The following is a 19,573-nucleotide window of genomic DNA, read 5'->3' on the forward strand; positions in this document are numbered from 1 at the left end:
CACCTCCGCTCTATTTACAGAAAATATGTTTACCGATTTTTTTAATTTGTGGACGAGTCCATATCCATTTACTAGTCGCAGTATCTGGATTGAAATAATATAAAGCATTTCCTGTTGGATCCCATCCGTTAATCGCATCTAAAACTGCTTTTTTTGCTGTTTCATTTGGCGTTAAATATATTTGTCCATCGGCTACCGCTGTAAATGCTCTAGGCTCAAAGATTACACCTGAAACGGTATTTGGAAATGATGCACTTGTAACACGATTTAAAATAACAGCAGCTACTGCAACTTGTCCTAAATACGGTTCACCACGTGATTCCCCGTATACTGCGTTTGCCATGAGTTGAATGTCATTTTGCGAATAACCATTCGGAACATTTGTCCCTTTATTTTGAGATGGTTTATTTTTTTGTGCAGTACTACCACTATTTCCTTTATTGGCAGTGGACTTGTCATACTTCGTTGCCTTCACGAGCATTTGCTTCGTTTTAGCTCCAGCTAAACCATCAACGGGTAATCCGAATTTCTCTTGAAAATTCCGAAGTGCCCAATATGTACCCCATCCGAAAACACCATCCACTTTTCCCGTATAAAATCCGTTATATTTCAAACGAGATTGCAGTTCAATGACATCTTCGCCAGATGCTCCTCTTTGAATGACTTGATTAGAAAAAGCTTCTACATTCTTTAGTTGTATACTACTGACCATTAAAGACAGTCCTATGAACGCAAGTAAAACTGCTATTTTAAAAATAGCTTTTTGGCGCATAATTTTCCCTCCTTAATTACGGAAATGATTTCTTGGTTATGTTTTGTAAAAGCCTCGCTTTTATGTAAAGAAGACAAAAAAATCCAAACTAATATCGTTGAAAAAATATGTAAACAATATAAAAAAAGGATAAAAGGAGTTCATCATGAAGAAATTGTTAAAACGTGTCGCACTCGTCATTCTGTTCCTAACAACATGTTCAAATATATATACAGGCTCATCAATTGTTCATGCGCAGCCGCCGTATGCCAAATGGGGTAAACTTGCCGTAGAAAAGACGAAAGAACAATACCCAAAAGCAGAAATTATTGACTATCTACATATAGGTAGAAAACCCAAAACAGTTCAAATAACTGTTGAAAAATTTAAATTGTGGTTACGTGAAGATGGAAAAGAATATGGTGTTTTTGTTGATGTAGAATTTGAAACGAAGACGGAGAAATTTATAAAGTTGTCGTTTCAGAAGACGAGTAGATAAAGTGAAACTTTAATCAGTGGGGGTTTTGTTCATCTCCCACTGATTATTAGTCCTCACCAATCGGACTTTTACGGGATAAAGTGAACCCCCACTGTTAAAAACAGAAACAGTGGGGGTTCTTGCATTTCTAAAATTCTTTCCTAAAATTTCGATTCCCTAAAAATCTTACCAATATACAAATAGCGCCAATTACAACAGCTATCCCTATACTATATAAAAGGACTCTACCATATCCTCCTATTCTCGGATCTAAAAAAGGATATGGATACCAATTTACGATTGGACCACGTAATAAGCTATATACAACGTAAAAAAACGGGAATAAGAGCCAACTTGCAGCTTGTTTCCAGGTGATTTTCTTATTTGGTGGATTTAAAATCCAATCTAAAAGCATGGTAATTGGCATGATATAATGCAGCACCGTATTTACCCATGGTATTGCAGTTTGAAGTGATTCTTCTAATCCTCTTAATAGTAAAAAATAAATCAGTCCTGTCGTAAGTATATATACCGTTGCCGCACCACGAAGTATACTAAACTGCTCTGATCGACCAAATGTAGCTGTTCCGATACTGCTTAAAAGGAGAATACATGCAACTAAAATGTTACTTTCGATCGTAAAGAAACTAAAAAAGTTAACTGGATTGAACGGTTTCGCTTGTGCCCTGATTATGAATTGCGTAATAATGGCGCTACATGCTAGAAGACTTAAACATAATCTAAATAAAGATAAAGTTTTTTCATCCCTCATACATTCCCTCCTTTTCTTATATATAATTGGAATTTCCCTGTACATGCTCAATAAATAATTTTAATGGAACGAGCCCACGTTTTGGCATATGACTACTTATAACAGCTATTACTTCTAACTGAGGAATGATAACGATGTATTGTCCGCCGTATCCCATAGCGAAATATATACAATACGGTATGTGAAATCTTTCGTTATGTAATACCCACCAGTGATATCCATATGCGCCGACATGTTCATATGTTTCAAATTGCACCCTGCTTGACTCTTCTAACCATTTCGCTGATACAATTTCTTCCCCATTCCAATATCCATTTTGTAAACATAATTTTCCTAATTTTAATAAATCGGTAGATTTCATTTTCATACCGAAGCCACCGACATATACACCCTGCGGATCTTGTTGCCATTCGTATTCGTTAATTTCTAATGGATCAAATAAATATTTCTTTGCAAACCGCTCTGTCGACATTCCAGTAGCTTCTTGAATAATATAGCTCAGTAAATGAGAAGAACCTGAATTATAATTCATTTTTGTAGCAGGTTTTTCAATTATTGGCTTTTCTAATATGTACTGTACCCAGTTCTCTGATTCTACAAATACATTTGGGAATACTACTCCATTCCCAAACTCTTTCCAATCCTCACCAGTAGTCATTGTTAATAAGTGATAAAGCGTCAAATCATGTTTTTCCCCAGGTACATTTTCAATCCACTCTGTAATCGGTGTATGTATATCATTTATATAGCCCTTATCAATTGCAATACCAATTAATAAAGATACGATACTTTTTGTAATCGAATTTATTTTATATAAGTTATTTGCACATTTAGGTGTTTTATAATACTCAGTTGTTAATTCCCCTTTTTGATAAACAAGAAATGTATTCACTTTTTTCTTTTCGAATTTATTTTCTAGTTGCTTGAAATCCAAAAACTTTACCTCCATTTAAATAGTTACTCCATTTATTATATCTTGTTACTTCATTTTAAACATAATTGTGCTCAAATAAAAATAAACCTGTCAGCCATAATGAACTGACAGGTTTATTTTTATAATTTCGTACGAATATTCCAAAGCTCTGGGAAGAATTGTTGATCAAGTACTCGTTTTAAATAAGAAACACCGGAGGATCCACCTGTCCCCATTTTATGTCCAATAATTCTTTCTACTGTTTTCATATGACGGAAACGCCATTGTTGTAGCCAGTCTTCAATATCAATCAATTTTTCAGCAAGCTGATATAAATTCCAATATTTTTTCACATCCGCATACACTTCTAACCACGCCGCTTCTACTGTTGCATCTTCTTCATAAGGCTGCGTAATATCACGGTTTAACACATCTTTATGAATAGGGAATCCTTCTTTTACTAATGCTTGAATCGCGACATCATATAGACTTGGTGCATGTAGCGCTTTATGAAGCCGTGCATGTAATTCTGGATCCTTTTCATAAATTTTTAATGCGTGCGGCGTTTTATAGCCAAGTGCATACTCAATCATACGATATTGATACGATTGAAAACCTGAAGCTTGACCGAGTGAATCACGAAACTCAATATATTCTGATGGTGTTAATGTCGCAAGAATATCCCAAGATTGAATAATTTGAGACTGAATTTTTGATACACGTGCTAACATTTTAAAAGCTGGTTGTAATTTATCTTGTTTAATAGATTCAATCGCCGCATTTAGCTCATGTAAAATGAGCTTCATCCAAAGCTCACTTGCTTGGTGGATAACGATAAATAACATTTCATCATGATGGTCCGATAATCTTTTTTGAGAAGATAGTAAACTATCTAATTGTAAATACTCCCCATACGTCATATTCTCTTTAAAATCCGTATGAATCCCTTTTTCCATAATTACTTTTTCATTTTCTTTCATATTAGCCAAACGCCCCTTTTATATAATTCTACTTATATTGGTCTAATAACGGCTCGAACTGGACTTCCATCTGCATCAGTTAATGCAAGTGGTAATGCAATAAGTTCATAATCACCGTCTGCTACATGATCTAGTACGACATTTTCTAAAATATGAATTCCATGTTTAAATAATTGATAATGCGCTGCTAATTCTTTATCATCTAGCGGATCAACTGATGGTACATCTACTCCGATTAAACAAATACCTTTCTCTGAAAGAAACGACGCTATGTCTGCACGTAAATGAGGGATCACCTCTGGAAATTCTTCAGCTTTTCCATGTGAAGATGTACGTAATAATAATCGTTCTACACCTTCTAAATGAAAGCTTTCTAATTCCTTTTTCCCGATGCTTTCAAGATTAGAAACGTCAATAATCCGTGCTGGGCCAACATAAACTTGAACATCTAAATCCAATACTTTCTTTCCATCATTATCAAAATGAAATGGTGCATCAATATGAGTGCCTGTATGAATACTCATCGTTAACTTTCCGACATTTACTGAGCCACTTTCTTCTTTTGACCATGAAACTTCATACGAGAACGGTGTGTCTCCTGGCCACGTTGCAATATTATTATTTAGCGGTTGTGAAATATCAATCCACTCTGATGTTTTCATATCTATGCCACAACCTCTCGCTTATTTTCAAACTGCTTATACTCTTCATTTTTCATAATTTTCTTTAATATTTGTACAGATTTCCACACTTCTTCGTATGTGTTATATAAAGCGACCGGCGCAAGTCTCACCCCATTTGGCGCTCTAAAATCTGGAATTACTCCATTTGCTTTTAGTGCTTTACATATACGTGCTGCTTCTGCATGCTCTAAATAAATGTGCCCGCCTCGTTTTTCATCCTCTAATGGATTTCCAATTGTAAATTCGAAATCTTTTAATTCATGTCCAATTAAATTCAGCATGTATCTCGTAATATGTAAAGATTTCTCACGTAAACGTTCAATACCAGCATCTTTGAAAATTTCAAGTGAACCAATTAATGGTGCTGTACTTAATACGTGCGGTGTACCAATTTGATAAGCACCTGCATGATCAGCAGCTGTTAATGTATGCTCCATATCAAACTGTTTATCTTTTCTAGAACTAAACCATCCAGACAATCCTGGCAGTCTATTAAAATGTTTACTATTTACATAAAGGCCTGCAACACTACCCGGTCCTGCATTTAAATATTTATAATTGCACCAAACAGCAAAATCGACATCCCAATCTTTGAAATGATGCGGAATAGATCCTATTGAATGGCATAAATCAAATCCAATGTGAATGCCGCGTTTATGAGCTTCCGTTGTTAAAAGTTTCATATCAAGAATTTGACCACTTCTATATAAAACAGAAGGTAATAAAATTAAAGCAATATCATCTTCCATCGCATAAATAATATCTTCTTCAGAAAGTGTTCTACCATCTCGGCTTTTCACTCTTACTAAATGCTCCTCTGGATCTAATCCTTTTAAACGAATTTGACTTTGAAGTGCATAAATATCTGATGGGAAAGTTAATTCATCCGCAAGTATTTTTGTACGTATTCCTTTTGGTTCGTAAAACGTCGCAATAACTTGGTGTATATTTGTAGTTGTAGAACCGGTTACAATAGTTTCTTCCGGTAAAGCACCAATAAGAGGGGCTGTAAGTTTACCTAATTTCTCTGAAAGGAAAAACCACGGGTGCTCACCTTCTGTCCAGCCGTCAATGCCATACTCTTTCCACGAATCTAGCAACGTAAGTAATGATTTCTCTGCTCTTTTTGAAAGTAGTCCTAATGAGTTTCCATCTAAATATATCGTTCCTTCTTTTTTATAGAATTCAGTTTGAAAATCTTTCAGTTCATCATGTTTATCACATTCAAGCGCATATTCATAATTCGGTTGAAATGGTTCTTTATACATGGTGTCACCTTCTCTTAATTTTCTTTTTATTCTAACTAATTGAAATATATCACCTCAATTGATACGACGTCAATGATATTATGTCAGTTGACTTTATATATGAATTTCTTTTACAATATAGTTATATTTTCAGATATTTCAGTATAAAGAGGTGATTCTTTGAAAAACAGTACCCTTTCATCAAGAAAACACCGCTCCTTAGAAACGAAGAAAAAACTATTACACTCTGGTTACACTATTTTTATAAATAACGGATTTCAAAAAACGACAATTACACAAATTATTAAACATGCAGAAACCGGTTACGGAACAGCATATGTATACTTTAAAAACAAAGATGATCTCCTCACCGTTTTAATGGAAGATGTTATGAATCAATTTTATGATATTGCCAAGCGCTCCTTTTTGCCTCAAACGAAGGAAGAAGCACATAAAATGATTCAAAATCAAGTTAGAGCATTTCTACAACTAGCAAAGAAAGAACGAGCTATTTTACAAGTTGTAGAAGAAGCAATCGGATTATCAAAAGAGATACGTCAAAAATGGGACGAGATACGGGAACGCTTCATAAACAATATTACGCAGGATATTACATACTCTCAAGAAAGTGGATTAGCACAGCCTGAATTAAATAAAGAAATTGTAGCACGTGCTTGGTTCGCAATGAATGAGATGTTTCTTTGGGAAATTGTGAAAAATGATAAAAAATTTGAGTTAGAAGAGATAGTACATACATTGACGGAGATGTATACGACGGGGTTATATAAATAGCACACCTGCAATAAATACGGTGTGCTATTTTACAACTATAAAAATATTTTATCTGGGTATGGCAATGCTAAAAGAGGCTTTTCAGATAAAGGGAAATATTTTAGTTTTAACGATTCATCATCTATCGATTTCAACTCGCCACCGCTAATTTCACACTCAAATACAATAACAATATATTCTACTTTATCGCCATTTGCATATGTATAACGAAACTCTTCCCCTCCAAATACGCCTTTTTGTTTTTTCACTTGTACTTTCAATCCTGTTTCTTCCCAAACTTCCCTAACTACTGCTTCTTCTGGAGTTTCCCCAAGTTCAATTGCTCCAGCTGGCAAACTCCAGTATTCTCCACCAGGATATTGAAATAAGATTTTCCCTTGCTCATTTTTAATAACAGCAGCTACACTCGGTATTAGAATTAGTTCATGGCCTAATTGCTCACGGATTTTTTTATAATATAGCGACATCGACATATAATTCTCTCCCACTCCAATAATAAACAACTGTATTTTCTGACACCTATTGTATAATAATACCAATAACAATTTCTATATAGAAAGGATAAGAAAATGACCCAAGTACAACTAGTAAATAGCTTTCTATCATTTTTAGGTACGACAAAACAGCCTACTAGCTTAAAGTTTTTAAATGAGCTTATTAAAGCTCATCAAGAAAAAATAAAATGGGAAACCCTTACTAAAATAATTGACTGGGAAAAGGGTAATGAAACAGGTAATTATTTTCCTTCCATTGAGACATACATAAACCGTATTACAACAAAAGGTCTCGGGGGTACTTGTTGGACGCACTCAATTGGATTTCATTGGTTATTATCAAATCTTGGTTTTAATGTTCATTATATGTATATGGATCCCGGACATTTATGCTTACGAGTTAACTTAGACCAACCTTATTATGTTGATGTTGGTTATTGTGCACCTTTATTTCAAGCTTATCCACTTTACGAATCATTTCAAGTAAGTAACGTAAGAGAAACTTTTACTTATCAAGTATCAAATAAGGAAATTCATATTACTAGAGATCCTGGTCCAACAAAAACCTTAATTACAGAACCGATACAATTAACAAGTATGAAAAAACAAATTATAAAATCTAATGATTGGCGTACATCTCCTGTATTAAAAAAGATTCAGATTTTCGGTTATGTTGACAGTGTCCCAACTTCTATTAATGGGAATGTATTAAAGCAATATTTCGCAGATGAGAAAATGGAACATATCCTTAGCACTTCTGAACTTACTTATTGGATAACAAAAAAGTTTTGTATTGATAAAGAAATATATGAAAGAGCTATTGAGATTTTCACTAAAAAATCTTCAAATATTGAAAGTGGTACCCAATAGATTGAGTACCACTTTTACTTTACATGCTTTTCATTAGCGTACTTTTTCTTCAGTCATCCTACTCACAATTCCAACAATAAATTTATATTCAACCCTTCTCTTCTTATCTTTCTTAAAACCCTCTTTCGTATCAAAAATAAAACAAGTTTTCCGAAACCAAATACGTACGTATAAAGACTCAAAATAAATAGGTTTTATAATACCTCGTTCTTCAAATTCAGTCCCATCTTTATTTTCAGTTTCCGTTCGAACAAACCACCTATTCCCGATTCCAATTTCAATGTACTTCACACACTAACCTCCATTAGGAAATTTCCCTTCTAACAATTCTATTATTTCCCCGGTAAGCGCACATTCCGACAGAACATGAGCCCACAAAGAAAAAGTAGATTGCAAAAATCTACTTTATAACTTATATTTTTGCATTCGTTTATAAAATGTACTACGGGGTACATTTAATAGTTTTGCAGCTAACGAAACATTTCCATTTGTCTTTTGTAATGCTTCAATCATGCTATCACGCTGTATTTTTTTACGAAAATTCAATGTATGTTCTGTTTTATTTTCAACTTGTAACTCAAGTTGTTGTTGATTTCCCCTCATTGTTTGCAGCAAAAAAGCGACTTGTTTTTCGCATATTTCCCGTCCTTGCGACAAAATGTAAATGCGTTCTAATACATTTACTAGTTCCCGAATATTTCCGGGCCATGTATGTTGTAAAAATTGATTGTATATACTCTTTGGAAATACAACATTCCAATTCTTCCGTTCGTAAAAGTGTTGTATAAAATATGGGATATCCTCTTTTCTTTCTATTAACGATGGAACATATAACGGATAAACGTGCAAACGATAATATAAATCTTGACGGAATTTCCCTTCTTCTACTAACCGTAGTAAATCTTTATGTGTGGCAGTAATAATACGAATATTTACTGGTACCAATTTTGAACTCCCAATTGGAGTTATTGTGCGTTCTTGTAAAACACGCAATAATGCTACTTGCATCTCTGGTGGTACTTCACCAATTTCATCTAAAAATAATGTTCCTCCGTTTGCTTGTTCAAATTTCCCTTTATATCCTTGACGTCGCGCACCTGTAAATGCACCTTCAGCATAACCGAACAATTCACTTTCCATTAATTCTTTAGGCAAAGAACCGCAGTTAACAGCTATAAAGGGCCCGTCTTTTCTTGGACTATTTTCATGAATCGCTCTCGCGACATATTCCTTTCCTACTCCTGTCTCACCACATACATACACACTAGCATCAGTCGGTGAAACAAGCTTAATTTCTTCTAGTGTGTGTTGAAATGCTCTGCTTGTCCCGGTAACTCCTGGAAAAGTAATCCCTTTTATAAATGTGAGAGCAGAATATGTATTCATTTGTTTGTTTTCCTTTAAATACATACATTTCCCGATCATTCTTTCATTACTATATACTGGTATTTCTAATTTAGTTTCCAATCCATGGTGCATTAACTCTTCAAGTTTCATTCTTGACCAATTATTTATTCGTTCACGAACGCTCTTACTCGCAGAAACGATAACATCACGATGATTACAAATAACTACTTGTTCATCACTATCAATGACATCTAAAAAACGATGGATTAAGTGTAATTCATTTTGATGAACTCTTATGCTACATTCACGTTCAATCGCATGTGCCATTGAAGTTACCATACCGAGCATATATGGATGCGAAAATTCAATTGGACATGAGAAATTTAGAACACCAATTAATTTCCCGTCATCGTTATGAATGGGAGCGGCCGCACAACTCCAGCTATGAGATACCACGGAATAATGTTCAGTACCACTTATCATAATAGCTTCTTCAATTTCTAGCGCTGTTCCAATTGCATTTGTGCCAACAGCTGATTCCGTCCATTTTACACCTTCAATAAAATTAATATGTTTCGCTCGCTTTAACGTTTGTTTATTTCCACTTAACGATAGAACATAACCATCTGGATCGATTAATAATGCCATCATTTGTAGTTCATCAATGGTTTTTCTCATATTTTGTATTTGAGGTAATGCTATATCAAGAAAAATTTCACTCTTTTTCTTTTGTTCTTGAAAAACATTAGAAGACAAAATTTTCTGACCTTTATTCATATAAGGATTCACATTTGCTTGTCTACATCGATGCCATGACTCTGAAATTCTTTCGTTTATACGGTTCGAATCAAAGACTCCTTCATCAATAAACTTTTTCCATGTATGTAAGTAAAACGGTGAAGCTAACATTGTATCATCTCCCTTTTAATTGTTTTGGAGATTTATAAAACATACTTCTATTATAAAACTGAATAAAAGCGTTTTCAATACAACTAGAAAGATGACACAAATATGTTAATAATTTGAATATATTAATGCGCGTCTTTATTCTTTTTTAGTAGCACCATATTTTGTATAATGGACGCAAAGAAAATACATAACCAAAACCACTTTTGTGGATTACCATTTATAAAGAAAACAATCACGGCTATTGCAAATAAAATAGCCGCTGATAAACTAATATATAATTTCGTTCTGACCTGCATTAGTCTTCGCTCCTATTATTTTACAGTACATACTAACTCTTCATTTTTCATCTCTACTATGTACTTCTGTAAAACATATTCTCTTCCGCCATGTTTTTCATACCAATCATGTATTCTTTTTACATGAATCTCGTCACTTCTAATTTTCGATTCAATTTCTTTATACCGTTCAAAACTATCATATTCCCATATGGCGAATGCTTCAGACGTACCATTCTTATTACCTTTCATCCAGCGTCCTATTAGCCTAGAGCCATACTTTAATTGATTAGGTAAGTTCGTGTTATTGAAATGATCATTAAATACTTCTATGAATTCATTTCTCACTACATAGTACTTCCTTCTGTAAAACATTCCTCTTCACCTCTTTTATGAAAAGTATCAGTAGATCTTCCCATCACTACTGTATTATAATACTTTCCATCCGATAGTCTTTTGTCATTTTTCAAAATGCCTTCTACTTCAAAACCTAATTTTTTATAAAGATGAATAGCTTTCTCGTTTGTCTCTAATACTTGTAATGATATCTTTTTTACCTCATTTTCGTCAGCCCATTTAATAGATTGTTGTAATAGGCTCTTACCCATTCTATATCCCCAAAACTCTTTTAAAATACAAACGCCAAACTCCACTTTATGAGATAATCTCTTGAAATTTGATCCTTCACACCTTGAAAATCCAACGATTCGATTGTGCACTTCTACAACTAAAAAGAGATTTTTCGTCTCTTCACTATCTGTTTTTATTATTTTTTGAAATCCTATATCATCTATAAATCCCTCTCCAGCATCTCTATCCATATTTTCAGTTTCTCCATCAATCTGAACTCTAATTTTCGATAACTGCTCAGCATCTTTCTCAGCTGCAGAACGAATTGTATAAGTTAATCCATTTATATGAAACTCTTGCTCTTTTACAATCATGTCAAACTCCTTTCAAATGAATATAATGGCGCTATTACAACTTGTTTACCTTGTTTCTCAAAGTCCTGAACAGTTTCTTTACTAGCCTCTTCGTCAGTTATAATAATTTCAATTTCTTTTAGAGACTCTCCTCTTATAAAACAATCTATTCCAAGTTTATTATGCGGAACTAAACAAATATTTCTTCTAGCAATTTTACTTACTCTTTTACTAAAATAAGCAACTTCAGGTGTTGCAGTACTAATACCTTGTAATGAAATGCCTCCACCTGTAGAGAAATAAAGATCAATAGAAAATCTACTTATCAATTCAGAGGCAAGTGTATCAGTAATATTTCCTGAAGGTTTTACTTTTCCGCCAATTAAATACGTATCAATATTCTTATATTCTCGTAGATAACCAGCTATTTCTATAGAATTCGTAATAACCGTAAATGATACTTCCGGTAAATATTTCAGCATCGCATTATGAACGGAAGCCCCACCAATAAAAATTGAATTACCTTCTTGTATATAAGATACCGCAACTCTTGCAATTGTGTCCTCATATATTGAGCTATCACTATAACATTTAGCTGGTTCCGCAGCTAAGTTTCTCACTCGCGTAAGTTCAATTGCACCTCCGTGTGTTCTTTGTAATAAACCATCCTTTTCCATAATAGACAAATCTCTTCTTATAGAATCAATAGACATATCAAATCTTTCCGCAAGATCCTTTGCGATTACTCTTCCATCTGTACTAAGTAGTTCTAAAATTTTCTCTCGACGTTCTTCAGTAAACATGTTATCACCACCGTTATTGAAGATTCAGAAATTTGAACTTTATGTTAATTATATGCACGTTTCTTCCGTTTCACAATATTTTCAATCCTTTTTCTTCCGTCTTTATGCAGGTTTTCTCTCTTTTTCTATTTTGTTAACTTTACATAAAATAAATGCACATTTGCATATTCTACTAAAAGACTTCTATTTATTTCCTTATTCATGTAAAATTATTCCTATGTTTTACTTTTTAATACAGAAAGGGATTACTATGAAATCATTAATCAAAACGACATGTACAGCATTATTATTTACAGGAATATTAACAGGATGTAATAGCAATACTACACCAAAACAAGAAAAGAGCGCTCTCGAAAAGAATGCAATGCACTATGGAGAAATAGTTAAAAACGAATACTATAGAGCGACAGTTGAAAATGCAAAGTTTGAAAAAATAGACGAAGAGCGGCGCCTTACTACTCGTGTTATGATTAATAATGTTCGAGACGATGGACAAACTATTGATCTTTCGGAAATAAAATATTTCATACAAGATGAAAAAACTGGTCAGAAATATGAAGGTGAAGCTCATCCGATAGGTGACGAGCACTATAAAAATGTTCCACACGAATTCTCTTTAACTACTGACGTTGTATTTGAACTGAAAACTTCACCAAAAGATTTAAATAATATGTATTTATACATAGATAGCAAAGCTGCGCCGTTAACAAATACATATTGGAAGCTTGATAATTTAGTATCTAAATAGAAAGACCAGTCTTATACGACTGGTCTTTTTACATTCATACATTTAACTTTCATTAACACTTATATTAATTTTCTAATAACAACTTGAATAACATCAGCTAAACCAGTGTGCCCTTTCCCTTCAACTCGCTCTTGTTCTCCATTAAAGAAATGAATTACCTTATGTTCTTCACACCAAGTAAGGATATCAATTGGATCATACAGCATATCAACATCTTTTGGTCCACCAGTACCATAGTTTATTTGTTTTTTTGAGTAAACTTCAAACATAATTAATCCACCAGGCTTTATCGTTTGTATCATTTTATCTAATATCATTTTTTTATGATCATCATGAAAATGTCCAAATACCATAATTGCTGCATCATATTCATTTTCTGGCAAACTATCAGCTAATAAATCTACTTTTTTTGTATGCACGTTTACGTTATGCTTCTCTGCCAATTTTTTTGTCTTTTCTAATCCATCTTCTGAATAATCAATAGCTGTTACTTCGTTCCCTTGTCTTGCTAGAAATACAGCATTTCTACCTTCTCCCTCTGCGAAAGCTATTACTTTATTGTGATTTACTAAACGAAATCCTTGTTCTTTAATAAATGTATTAGGTTCTTCCCCGTAAAAATATTCATCTAATTTATATCGATCATTCCAAAAGTTATTCATCATCTTCTCTCCTTCTTCATATTATTTTCTAACTACAATTAAAGACATTAAAGAGTCTTTTTATCCTTAATTAATTTAAAAATAAAAGCAGATTAAAAATCCACTTTTATTTTTTTCGCAAGATCTACGATTTTTTGATTTCTTAACTCTTCTTCCATTTTCTCTTCTGCTGCGAGCATTGCCTCATTAATTAAACATCCAGGTTTGTCATGTAAACAACAGTCAAACAATGATGTTTTACCTTCAATTGCATGTATAATATCTAAAAATGAAATATCTTCCCAATTCTTACTAAGCGAGTAACCGCCCTTTGGACCAGATGATGAATGTATCATCCCTTCCTTCGTCAACTTAGTTAGTATTTTAGACAAGTACGTTGGTGAAACATTTTGCATTTCTGCTAATTGGTGAACACTAACTAACTTATTTGGTGTAGCCTTTGCCAGAAAAAGCATTGTATGAAGAGCATAATTTGTAGCTTTAGAATATTTCATAGTACAGCCCCTATTGTAGACTTCATGTATCTACAATAACTTTATTTTTTTATTATGTCAAACGTTTATAATACTCCATACAACATTATTTCTTCACAAATAATACATCTGCTGCGCAAATCGTCACTTCTCTAAATGGACAGTCAAATAAAACACCTAGTTCAAAACCATCTTCAGTAAGAGCTATTTCATGATATAGCCACCAAGCACTTTCAAAGTTTTCCGGCATAGAACACTTTGTTACTCCTATAAAGTGAAACTTTAATCAGTGGGGGTTTTGTTCATCTCCCACTGATTATTAGTTGAACCAATCGGGCTTTTACGGGCAGTTGATCCCCACCTAACTTCTTTGCTTTCGCTGCATTTTGAGGTGGGTGTCTTACTGCCCGTTAATGCGGGATAAAAGTTACTTCAAGTTTATCAAATTCACTAAAAGTACCACTGCAATCTAATACAATAGACAAAGTATCTTCTGATTTTCTCTTTACTACTTTAATCACACTATCATGTAGTGATGTCTCATGTAGCTGAGCGACATTTGACGGAAGTTTTTTCTCAATGGAATTAAAATATTCTACGTATGATTGATCTAATTGTGCCATTCTTTTCTCATAATCTATTGTCCACTCTTGCATAAGTTTTTTCAGTTCACCTGAGGGGTATTCTGAATTAATTGTGATGTTTTGTATAATTGAGTATATCGATTCAGGAAGGAATTTTAATAAATCTATTTTCCTTTCCTCTATTTCTTCCCTTAAACTTTGTATATCTATTTCCGACCATTCTTTTATAGACTCTATAAAACTTACAAATTCTAAAACTTGCATTTTTTTATACCAATCTCTTGTGAAATATTCCAATAACACCTCTCCTAAAATATCTTTACATCCAGTAAAAACAATACATCCACTTATTATATCATTCCAATAACCATTTTTTCTAAAGAAATAATGTAAAACTGTAAATATTCCGCCTATTTTTTTCTAAAACTTCATAATATTTACAAAAGTATAAAATTAGAATACATTTTAGCTGTACAAGATTCACCTGTACAAAAATTCAAACAAAAAGGGATGGTTATATGTTGAAGAAATTAGTAGCAGGGACATTAGTAGCGGGTTTTGCATTAACTGGAGGACTAGGTGCGGTAAGTGCTGAGGAAAAAAGTAACACAATTAAGTCATTTGATTATTTAAAAGTGGATGAACAAAATGTTAATTCATTTGCAAAATTAAGTGATCATGATAAGAAAGATATCCAAATTACTATGGTATTACCTAAGCAAAATGAAAATGGAGATTGGCTAGCTTATGGTTTTACTAGCCGCGAAACATTGGATGCGTATATTGCAAAGGATAAAAAAGCAATTAAAAATAATATTAATCCTTTAGGTAGCGGTGCTGGTAGTACTGATTTTTATGAACATAAAGATAAAGGTGGTCAATATATTTACTGGAGCAGTGGCTTTAAAAACTTACCATCTAGCTGGAATGACAGAATTTCTTCTGTAAGTACAGCGTCGCCTTCTGCAAGTTATTCAACAACACTTTGGGAACACACTTCAACACAAGGATATGGAAAAGGCGTTTTATTTAAACACGCTGATTGGTACGGTAAAACTGCTAATTTAGCTGCTGATTGGAACGATATTACTTCAGCGATTGAAGTTAAAAAATAATAATATATTCCATTGCTAATAAAAAATCAAACCACTATTCTCTTATTTATTTAGAGAATAGTGGTTTATTATATTTCCATCTAAGCATGTACAGCATATCCTACCGCTTGCATTAACGCTTCATGAATAGCCTCAGATAAAGTTGGATGCGCCGCAATATAATCTCTCATTATATCCGCGGTAACTTCTGTATGAATCATTACGGTTCCTTGACCAATAAGTTCAGTTGCATGAGGACCGATAATAGAAATCCCTACAATTTCTTGGTATTTAGGTTCCACAATGACTTTTACTTTACCCGCTTGTTCTCCTAAAATAAGAGCTTTTCCATTCGCTGTAAAAGGGAATTCTCCGATGAGAATATCACCATATTGTTCTCTTGCACCTTTTTCACTTAACCCGACACTAGCTATTTCTGGAGTTGTGTATATACAATGGGGCACAGCATGATAATTTACTTTCACGTCTTCTCCGCTTGCGTGTAATGCTGCTGTCGTTCCTTCATGGAAGGCAACGTGAGCAAGCTGAATTCCACCTATCACATCACCAGCTGCGTAAATATGCGATACGTTCGTTTGCATATGTTCATTCACAGCGATCCCTTTATTTGAAAACTGAACTCCTGCCTTTTCTAATCCTAATTGTTGTACTCGTGGTTTTCTTCCTACAGAAACAAGAACAAATTCTGGAGTTACTTCGTGAGTAATTCCCTCGTATTCAAATGAAGCTTGCTTCTTATAGTTATTTAATCCTTTTAAAACTGCTCCCGTAAAAATTTCCACACCATCTTTTTCTAATTTTCCTCTTAAAATATTCGCGATATCTTCATCTTCACCAGGTAGTAATTGCGGTGCCATCTCAACTATCGATACTTTTGTGCCAAGTCTACTATAAATACTTGCAAACTCGCATCCTATTACACCACCGCCAACGATTAACAATGAAGATGGTACACTCTCAAGAGACATTGCATGGCTACTATTTAAAATCCATTTTCCATCGAACGGAGCGAATGGTAATTCTGTAGGCTCGGAACCAGCTGCGATAATAAAGCTCTCTCCATCGATTACTTCTTCTTTATTTCCTTGTACAACTCGCACACGATGATCCGTTTCGAATTTCGCTTTTCCTTTTACAACTTTAATTTTATTTTTCTTCATTAAATATTGTATTCCTTGGACGAGTTGCATTACAATTTGTGATTTCCTCGCCTGTATTTGACCCCAATCAATTGAGATATTTTCTGTATTAATCGTAACTCCATAATCATTCGCTTTTCTCACAATGTCATGTACTTCAGCACTTTCTAACAGTGATTTCGTAGGCATACACCCAACATTTAAACATGTTCCGCCAAGGTCAGCTTCATCAATAAGAGTGACATCTTTGCCATTTTGAGCCGCGGTAATTGCTGCTACATAGCCAGCAGGTCCGCCCCCAATAACAACTAATTTACCCATTCTCTCACCTTCTCTTTATAAAAGAATTGTTATAGGTTCTTCTAAATAATGTTTAATTGTGCGTAAAAATGCAGCTGCTGGTGCACCATCTAATACACGATGATCAAATGTTAAACTTAAAGGTAGCATACTACCTTTTTTAAATTTTTTCCCTTTATATACAGGAACATGTTCAATTGCACCTACACCTAAAATACCAGTTTCAGGTGTATTTAATACCGGTGTAAAATATTCAATACCAAAGTTACCTAAATTACTAATTGTAAATGTCGTTCCGTGCATATCATCACTACTTAAGCTACCTGCTCGTGCCTTTTGTGCCACATTCTTAATCTCTTTAGACAACTCTACTAAAGATAAATTATTTGCAAAGCGAATAGCTGGAACGACTAATCCTTTTTCTAATGCGACTGCCATGCCTAAATGAACATGTTCAAATTGATGAATTGCATCATCTATATAAGCGCTATTCATTTCTTTATGCTCTCCAAGTGCTAATACAACAGCACGAGAGACGAAATCCGTAATGGTTAGTTTGTTATCATATCTTTTTTGTACAACTTCTGCTATTTCTTTATGTAAAGCAACTAAATCTGTTACATCTACTTTCATCGTTAACGTTAATTGTGCGCTATTTTGTAAGCTTGCGTGCATACGATTTGCGATTGCTTTACGCATACCAGTAACAGGAACCGCGTTATCTTCTTCTCGTTCGGATACTTCTGGAACGTTTTCTCTTACCTCAAGTGCTTTTAATACATCTGCCTTTGTAATCCTTCCCCCAGGACCTGTACCAACTACCACCTTGATATCCAGATTTTCAGACTTTGCAATTTTCTTCGCTACAGGTGAAATTTTGATTCGTTGCTTCGCCATTTCTTTCGCATAAGGTTCTGGATGTTGTACATTTTGCGCTTCTATATTAGATGTTTTTTCTTCTATAGCAGGTGTACTTTCCTTCATCTCTACTTTTTCATTCGGTTTACCGATGTAGCAAATTACAGTACCAGGCGGCACTCCTTCATCTTCACTTACAGCTATATCAAGTACCGTACCATCAGCTGGCGCTTCAATTTCCGTTTCAATTTTTTCTGAATTAATACTAGCGATCAGTTCTCCTTTTGCTACATTATCGCCTGCTTTAATATTCCAGCTCGTAATAATACCTTCTTTCATCGCCATACCTAACTTCGGCATTACAACTTCTACAGCCATGTGTCTCTCTCCCTTCTCATCGTTTTATTACACATGTAATAAAGATTGGTCTCCGATCATTTCTGATACAGTTTCAATTACTTTTTCTGGCGTTGGCAAATACAACTTTTCAAGTGTCGGTGAGAATGGAACAGGTGTATGTGGTGCTGTAATTCGTTTAATAGGTGCATCTAACAAATCAAAACCTTTATCCGCTACAATTGCCGCAATATCTGTTGCAATACTACATCTAGGATTCGCTTCGTCAATGACGATAAGACGATTTGTTTTTTCAACAGATGATAAAATAGTATCTTCATCAAGCGGTGATAAAGATCGTGGATCAATTACTTCTACTTCAAGCCCCTTTTTCGATAATTGCTTTGCAGCTGCAAGCGCTGTATGAACTTGCTTTCCGATTGCGACAATTGTTACATCAGAACCTTCCCGTTTAATATCTGCTTTTCCTAATGGAATTGTATAGTATCCTTCTGGCACTTCACCTTTCATATTGTAAAGTGTTTTATCTTCAAAGAAGATTACTGGGTCATCATCTTCAATTGCCGCTAACAATAAGCCTTTTGCGTCATATGGAGTGGAAGGAACGACAACTTTAATACCTGGAATGCTCGTAAATAATGCATATAAACTTTGCGAATGCTGAGCTGCTGCGCTAAAACCAGCACCATGCATCGTACGTACTGTAACTGGTACTTTCGCTTTACCACCGAACATATAGCGGAATTTTGCACCTTGGTTTAATACTTGATCAAGACAACTGCCGATGAAATCATTAAACATTAATTCAGCAATCGGACGTAATCCTGTTGCCGCAGCTGCCATCGCCGCTCCCATATAACCCGCTTCAGAAATTGGTGTATCTAAAATACGATTTCGGCCAAATTCTTGTACAAGTCCTTTTGTAACACCGAGTACACCGCCCCATGCTTCATCATCTTGCAGGTGATCAACTTGTGCACCACCTGCAACGTCTTCACCTATTAAAATTACATTTTCATCACGACGCATTGAGATTTTCATCGCTTCATTAATTGCAGTTGACATACTTACTGTTCTAGTCATAATTTTTCACCCTCCTC

At 34.3% G+C, this 19,573-nt stretch carries 23 protein-coding genes and 2 pseudogenes; 5 read left to right on the plus strand and 20 right to left on the minus strand.

The genetic code is table 11. The features are described from left to right. Window positions 1-10: 10 nt before the first annotated feature. On the minus strand, window positions 11-772 hold the full coding sequence (sleB, locus tag MHI26_RS13905) for a spore cortex-lytic enzyme (protein ID WP_001249046.1): 762 nt from the start codon (window positions 770-772) through the stop codon (window positions 11-13). Window positions 773-917: 145 nt separating this feature from the next. Here sleB and MHI26_RS13910 point away from each other — a divergent pair, with 145 nt between their 5' ends. Continuing rightward, window positions 918-1,250, plus strand: a complete 333-nt coding sequence (locus tag MHI26_RS13910) for a DUF3889 domain-containing protein (RefSeq protein WP_000734901.1) — start codon at window positions 918-920, stop codon at window positions 1,248-1,250. Window positions 1,251-1,377: 127 nt separating this feature from the next. Here MHI26_RS13910 and MHI26_RS13915 read toward each other — a convergent pair whose 3' ends face one another. From MHI26_RS13915 to kynU, 5 genes are all read right to left on the minus strand, one after another. Then, a complete protein-coding gene (locus tag MHI26_RS13915) occupies window positions 1,378-2,001 on the minus strand; it encodes a Pr6Pr family membrane protein (protein WP_001204115.1) in 624 nt (207 codons plus the stop codon). Between the two features lie 16 nt (window positions 2,002-2,017). Next, window positions 2,018-2,935 carry a serine hydrolase domain-containing protein gene (locus MHI26_RS13920; RefSeq protein ID WP_061666103.1) on the minus strand — a complete coding sequence of 306 codons (918 nt, stop codon included), beginning with the start codon at window positions 2,933-2,935 and terminating at the stop codon, window positions 2,018-2,020. Window positions 2,936-3,054: 119 nt separating this feature from the next. Next, window positions 3,055-3,894 (minus strand): tryptophan 2,3-dioxygenase, encoded by an 840-nt coding sequence (kynA, locus tag MHI26_RS13925; RefSeq protein ID WP_000661956.1) that lies wholly within the window; start codon window positions 3,892-3,894, stop codon window positions 3,055-3,057. Between the two features lie 32 nt (window positions 3,895-3,926). Beyond that, entirely contained in the window at window positions 3,927-4,556 is a 630-nt protein-coding gene (gene kynB / locus MHI26_RS13930) for an arylformamidase (RefSeq protein WP_061666102.1), read from the minus strand. 2 nt (window positions 4,557-4,558) lie between these two features. Then, complete coding sequence (gene kynU, locus MHI26_RS13935; protein WP_061666101.1) at window positions 4,559-5,845, minus strand: kynureninase; 1,287 nt, start codon at window positions 5,843-5,845, stop codon at window positions 4,559-4,561. Window positions 5,846-6,004: 159 nt separating this feature from the next. Between kynU and MHI26_RS13940 the strand changes: the two genes are divergently transcribed. Continuing rightward, a complete protein-coding gene (locus tag MHI26_RS13940; protein ID WP_061666100.1) occupies window positions 6,005-6,616 on the plus strand; it encodes a TetR/AcrR family transcriptional regulator in 612 nt (203 codons plus the stop codon). A 35-nt stretch (window positions 6,617-6,651) separates the two neighbouring features. On the opposite strand, the gene MHI26_RS13945 is transcribed toward MHI26_RS13940, so the two are convergent. Next, entirely contained in the window at window positions 6,652-7,089 is a 438-nt protein-coding gene (locus tag MHI26_RS13945) for an NUDIX hydrolase (RefSeq protein WP_000062934.1), read from the minus strand. A gap of 96 nt (window positions 7,090-7,185) precedes the next feature. Here MHI26_RS13945 and MHI26_RS13950 point away from each other — a divergent pair, with 96 nt between their 5' ends. After that, window positions 7,186-7,980 (plus strand): arylamine N-acetyltransferase, encoded by a 795-nt coding sequence (locus tag MHI26_RS13950; protein WP_000195531.1) that lies wholly within the window; start codon window positions 7,186-7,188, stop codon window positions 7,978-7,980. 33 nt (window positions 7,981-8,013) lie between these two features. Here MHI26_RS13950 and MHI26_RS13955 read toward each other — a convergent pair whose 3' ends face one another. The 6 genes from MHI26_RS13955 to MHI26_RS13980 form a co-directional block, all read right to left on the minus strand. Beyond that, the gene (locus MHI26_RS13955; protein WP_061666099.1) at window positions 8,014-8,271 is read right to left on the minus strand and encodes a DUF3977 family protein; all 258 of its coding nucleotides are present in this window, start codon (window positions 8,269-8,271) and stop codon (window positions 8,014-8,016) included. A gap of 114 nt (window positions 8,272-8,385) precedes the next feature. Then, window positions 8,386-10,236: a sigma-54-dependent Fis family transcriptional regulator gene (locus MHI26_RS13960; RefSeq protein WP_061666098.1), complete on the minus strand. Its 1,851-nt coding sequence runs from the start codon at window positions 10,234-10,236 to the stop codon at window positions 8,386-8,388. Between the two features lie 122 nt (window positions 10,237-10,358). Then, window positions 10,359-10,532, minus strand: a complete 174-nt coding sequence (locus MHI26_RS13965) for a hypothetical protein (protein ID WP_001198098.1) — start codon at window positions 10,530-10,532, stop codon at window positions 10,359-10,361. Window positions 10,533-10,547: 15 nt separating this feature from the next. Next, window positions 10,548-10,886: an NIPSNAP family protein gene (locus MHI26_RS13970; protein ID WP_061666097.1), complete on the minus strand. Its 339-nt coding sequence runs from the start codon at window positions 10,884-10,886 to the stop codon at window positions 10,548-10,550. Beyond that, entirely contained in the window at window positions 10,859-11,455 is a 597-nt protein-coding gene (locus MHI26_RS13975) for a GNAT family N-acetyltransferase (RefSeq protein ID WP_061666096.1), read from the minus strand. Before MHI26_RS13975 ends, MHI26_RS13970 begins: the two co-directional genes overlap by 28 nt. Further along, on the minus strand, window positions 11,452-12,237 hold the full coding sequence (locus MHI26_RS13980) for a DeoR/GlpR family DNA-binding transcription regulator (RefSeq protein WP_061666095.1): 786 nt from the start codon (window positions 12,235-12,237) through the stop codon (window positions 11,452-11,454). Before MHI26_RS13980 ends, MHI26_RS13975 begins: the two co-directional genes overlap by 4 nt. Before the next feature lie 250 nt (window positions 12,238-12,487). On the opposite strand from MHI26_RS13980, the gene MHI26_RS13985 reads away from it, so the two are divergent. After that, entirely contained in the window at window positions 12,488-12,985 is a 498-nt protein-coding gene (locus tag MHI26_RS13985; RefSeq protein WP_000838461.1) for a hypothetical protein, read from the plus strand. A gap of 59 nt (window positions 12,986-13,044) precedes the next feature. Here the strand turns inward: MHI26_RS13985 and MHI26_RS13990 are convergent, their stop codons facing one another. The 4 genes and pseudogenes from MHI26_RS13990 to MHI26_RS14005 all read right to left on the minus strand — a co-directional run. Next, window positions 13,045-13,650, minus strand: coding sequence for a class I SAM-dependent methyltransferase (locus MHI26_RS13990; RefSeq protein WP_061666094.1), 606 nt, complete (start codon window positions 13,648-13,650; stop codon window positions 13,045-13,047). Between the two features lie 89 nt (window positions 13,651-13,739). Beyond that, window positions 13,740-14,141 carry an Rrf2 family transcriptional regulator gene (locus MHI26_RS13995; RefSeq protein ID WP_000877649.1) on the minus strand — a complete coding sequence of 134 codons (402 nt, stop codon included), beginning with the start codon at window positions 14,139-14,141 and terminating at the stop codon, window positions 13,740-13,742. An 85-nt stretch (window positions 14,142-14,226) separates the two neighbouring features. Beyond that, window positions 14,227-14,394 (minus strand): annotated as a pseudogene (locus tag MHI26_RS14000) (DUF4085 family protein); the annotation flags it as partial. A gap of 151 nt (window positions 14,395-14,545) precedes the next feature. Next, window positions 14,546-15,001, minus strand: a pseudogene (locus MHI26_RS14005) (DUF4085 family protein); the annotation flags it as partial. Window positions 15,002-15,222: 221 nt separating this feature from the next. Here MHI26_RS14005 and MHI26_RS14010 point away from each other — a divergent pair. After that, window positions 15,223-15,819 carry a hypothetical protein gene (locus MHI26_RS14010; protein WP_000914431.1) on the plus strand — a complete coding sequence of 199 codons (597 nt, stop codon included), beginning with the start codon at window positions 15,223-15,225 and terminating at the stop codon, window positions 15,817-15,819. 80 nt (window positions 15,820-15,899) lie between these two features. On the opposite strand, the gene lpdA is transcribed toward MHI26_RS14010, so the two are convergent. From lpdA to acoB, 3 genes are read right to left on the minus strand one after another with little or no spacing between them, the layout of a single operon-like run. Next, window positions 15,900-17,279, minus strand: coding sequence for a dihydrolipoyl dehydrogenase (gene lpdA, locus MHI26_RS14015; protein WP_061666093.1), 1,380 nt, complete (start codon window positions 17,277-17,279; stop codon window positions 15,900-15,902). Between the two features lie 15 nt (window positions 17,280-17,294). Then, the gene (locus MHI26_RS14020) at window positions 17,295-18,494 is read right to left on the minus strand and encodes a dihydrolipoamide acetyltransferase family protein (protein ID WP_061666092.1); all 1,200 of its coding nucleotides are present in this window, start codon (window positions 18,492-18,494) and stop codon (window positions 17,295-17,297) included. A 27-nt stretch (window positions 18,495-18,521) separates the two neighbouring features. Continuing rightward, window positions 18,522-19,556, minus strand: coding sequence for an acetoin:2,6-dichlorophenolindophenol oxidoreductase subunit beta (acoB, locus tag MHI26_RS14025; protein WP_000198900.1), 1,035 nt, complete (start codon window positions 19,554-19,556; stop codon window positions 18,522-18,524). Window positions 19,557-19,573: the final 17 nt, after the last annotated feature.

The organism is Bacillus sp. FSL K6-1218, from assembly GCF_038006445.1.
GTDB lineage: Bacteria > Bacillota > Bacilli > Bacillales > Bacillaceae_G > Bacillus_A > Bacillus_A thuringiensis_S.

What these genes read in the sequence shown, in the direction of transcription:
- sleB (WP_001249046.1), bottom strand. Translation starts at nt 772, where the DNA reads ATGCGCCAAAAAGCTATTTTTAAAATAGCAGTTTTACTTGCGTTCATA.
- MHI26_RS13910 (WP_000734901.1), top strand. Translation starts at nt 918, where the DNA reads ATGAAGAAATTGTTAAAACGTGTCGCACTCGTCATTCTGTTCCTAACA.
- MHI26_RS13915 (WP_001204115.1), bottom strand. Translation starts at nt 2,001, where the DNA reads ATGAGGGATGAAAAAACTTTATCTTTATTTAGATTATGTTTAAGTCTT.
- kynA (WP_000661956.1), bottom strand. Translation starts at nt 3,894, where the DNA reads ATGAAAGAAAATGAAAAAGTAATTATGGAAAAAGGGATTCATACGGAT.
- kynB (WP_061666102.1), bottom strand. Translation starts at nt 4,556, where the DNA reads ATGAAAACATCAGAGTGGATTGATATTTCACAACCGCTAAATAATAAT.
- kynU (WP_061666101.1), bottom strand. Translation starts at nt 5,845, where the DNA reads ATGTATAAAGAACCATTTCAACCGAATTATGAATATGCGCTTGAATGT.
- MHI26_RS13945 (WP_000062934.1), bottom strand. Translation starts at nt 7,089, where the DNA reads ATGTCGATGTCGCTATATTATAAAAAAATCCGTGAGCAATTAGGCCAT.
- MHI26_RS13950 (WP_000195531.1), top strand. Translation starts at nt 7,186, where the DNA reads ATGACCCAAGTACAACTAGTAAATAGCTTTCTATCATTTTTAGGTACG.
- MHI26_RS13960 (WP_061666098.1), bottom strand. Translation starts at nt 10,236, where the DNA reads ATGTTAGCTTCACCGTTTTACTTACATACATGGAAAAAGTTTATTGAT.
- MHI26_RS13965 (WP_001198098.1), bottom strand. Translation starts at nt 10,532, where the DNA reads ATGCAGGTCAGAACGAAATTATATATTAGTTTATCAGCGGCTATTTTA.
- MHI26_RS13970 (WP_061666097.1), bottom strand. Translation starts at nt 10,886, where the DNA reads ATGTTTTACAGAAGGAAGTACTATGTAGTGAGAAATGAATTCATAGAA.
- MHI26_RS13975 (WP_061666096.1), bottom strand. Translation starts at nt 11,455, where the DNA reads ATGATTGTAAAAGAGCAAGAGTTTCATATAAATGGATTAACTTATACA.
- MHI26_RS13980 (WP_061666095.1), bottom strand. Translation starts at nt 12,237, where the DNA reads ATGTTTACTGAAGAACGTCGAGAGAAAATTTTAGAACTACTTAGTACA.
- MHI26_RS13985 (WP_000838461.1), top strand. Translation starts at nt 12,488, where the DNA reads ATGAAATCATTAATCAAAACGACATGTACAGCATTATTATTTACAGGA.
- MHI26_RS13990 (WP_061666094.1), bottom strand. Translation starts at nt 13,650, where the DNA reads ATGATGAATAACTTTTGGAATGATCGATATAAATTAGATGAATATTTT.
- MHI26_RS13995 (WP_000877649.1), bottom strand. Translation starts at nt 14,141, where the DNA reads ATGAAATATTCTAAAGCTACAAATTATGCTCTTCATACAATGCTTTTT.
- MHI26_RS14010 (WP_000914431.1), top strand. Translation starts at nt 15,223, where the DNA reads ATGTTGAAGAAATTAGTAGCAGGGACATTAGTAGCGGGTTTTGCATTA.
- lpdA (WP_061666093.1), bottom strand. Translation starts at nt 17,279, where the DNA reads ATGGGTAAATTAGTTGTTATTGGGGGCGGACCTGCTGGCTATGTAGCA.
- MHI26_RS14020 (WP_061666092.1), bottom strand. Translation starts at nt 18,494, where the DNA reads ATGGCTGTAGAAGTTGTAATGCCGAAGTTAGGTATGGCGATGAAAGAA.
- acoB (WP_000198900.1), bottom strand. Translation starts at nt 19,556, where the DNA reads ATGACTAGAACAGTAAGTATGTCAACTGCAATTAATGAAGCGATGAAA.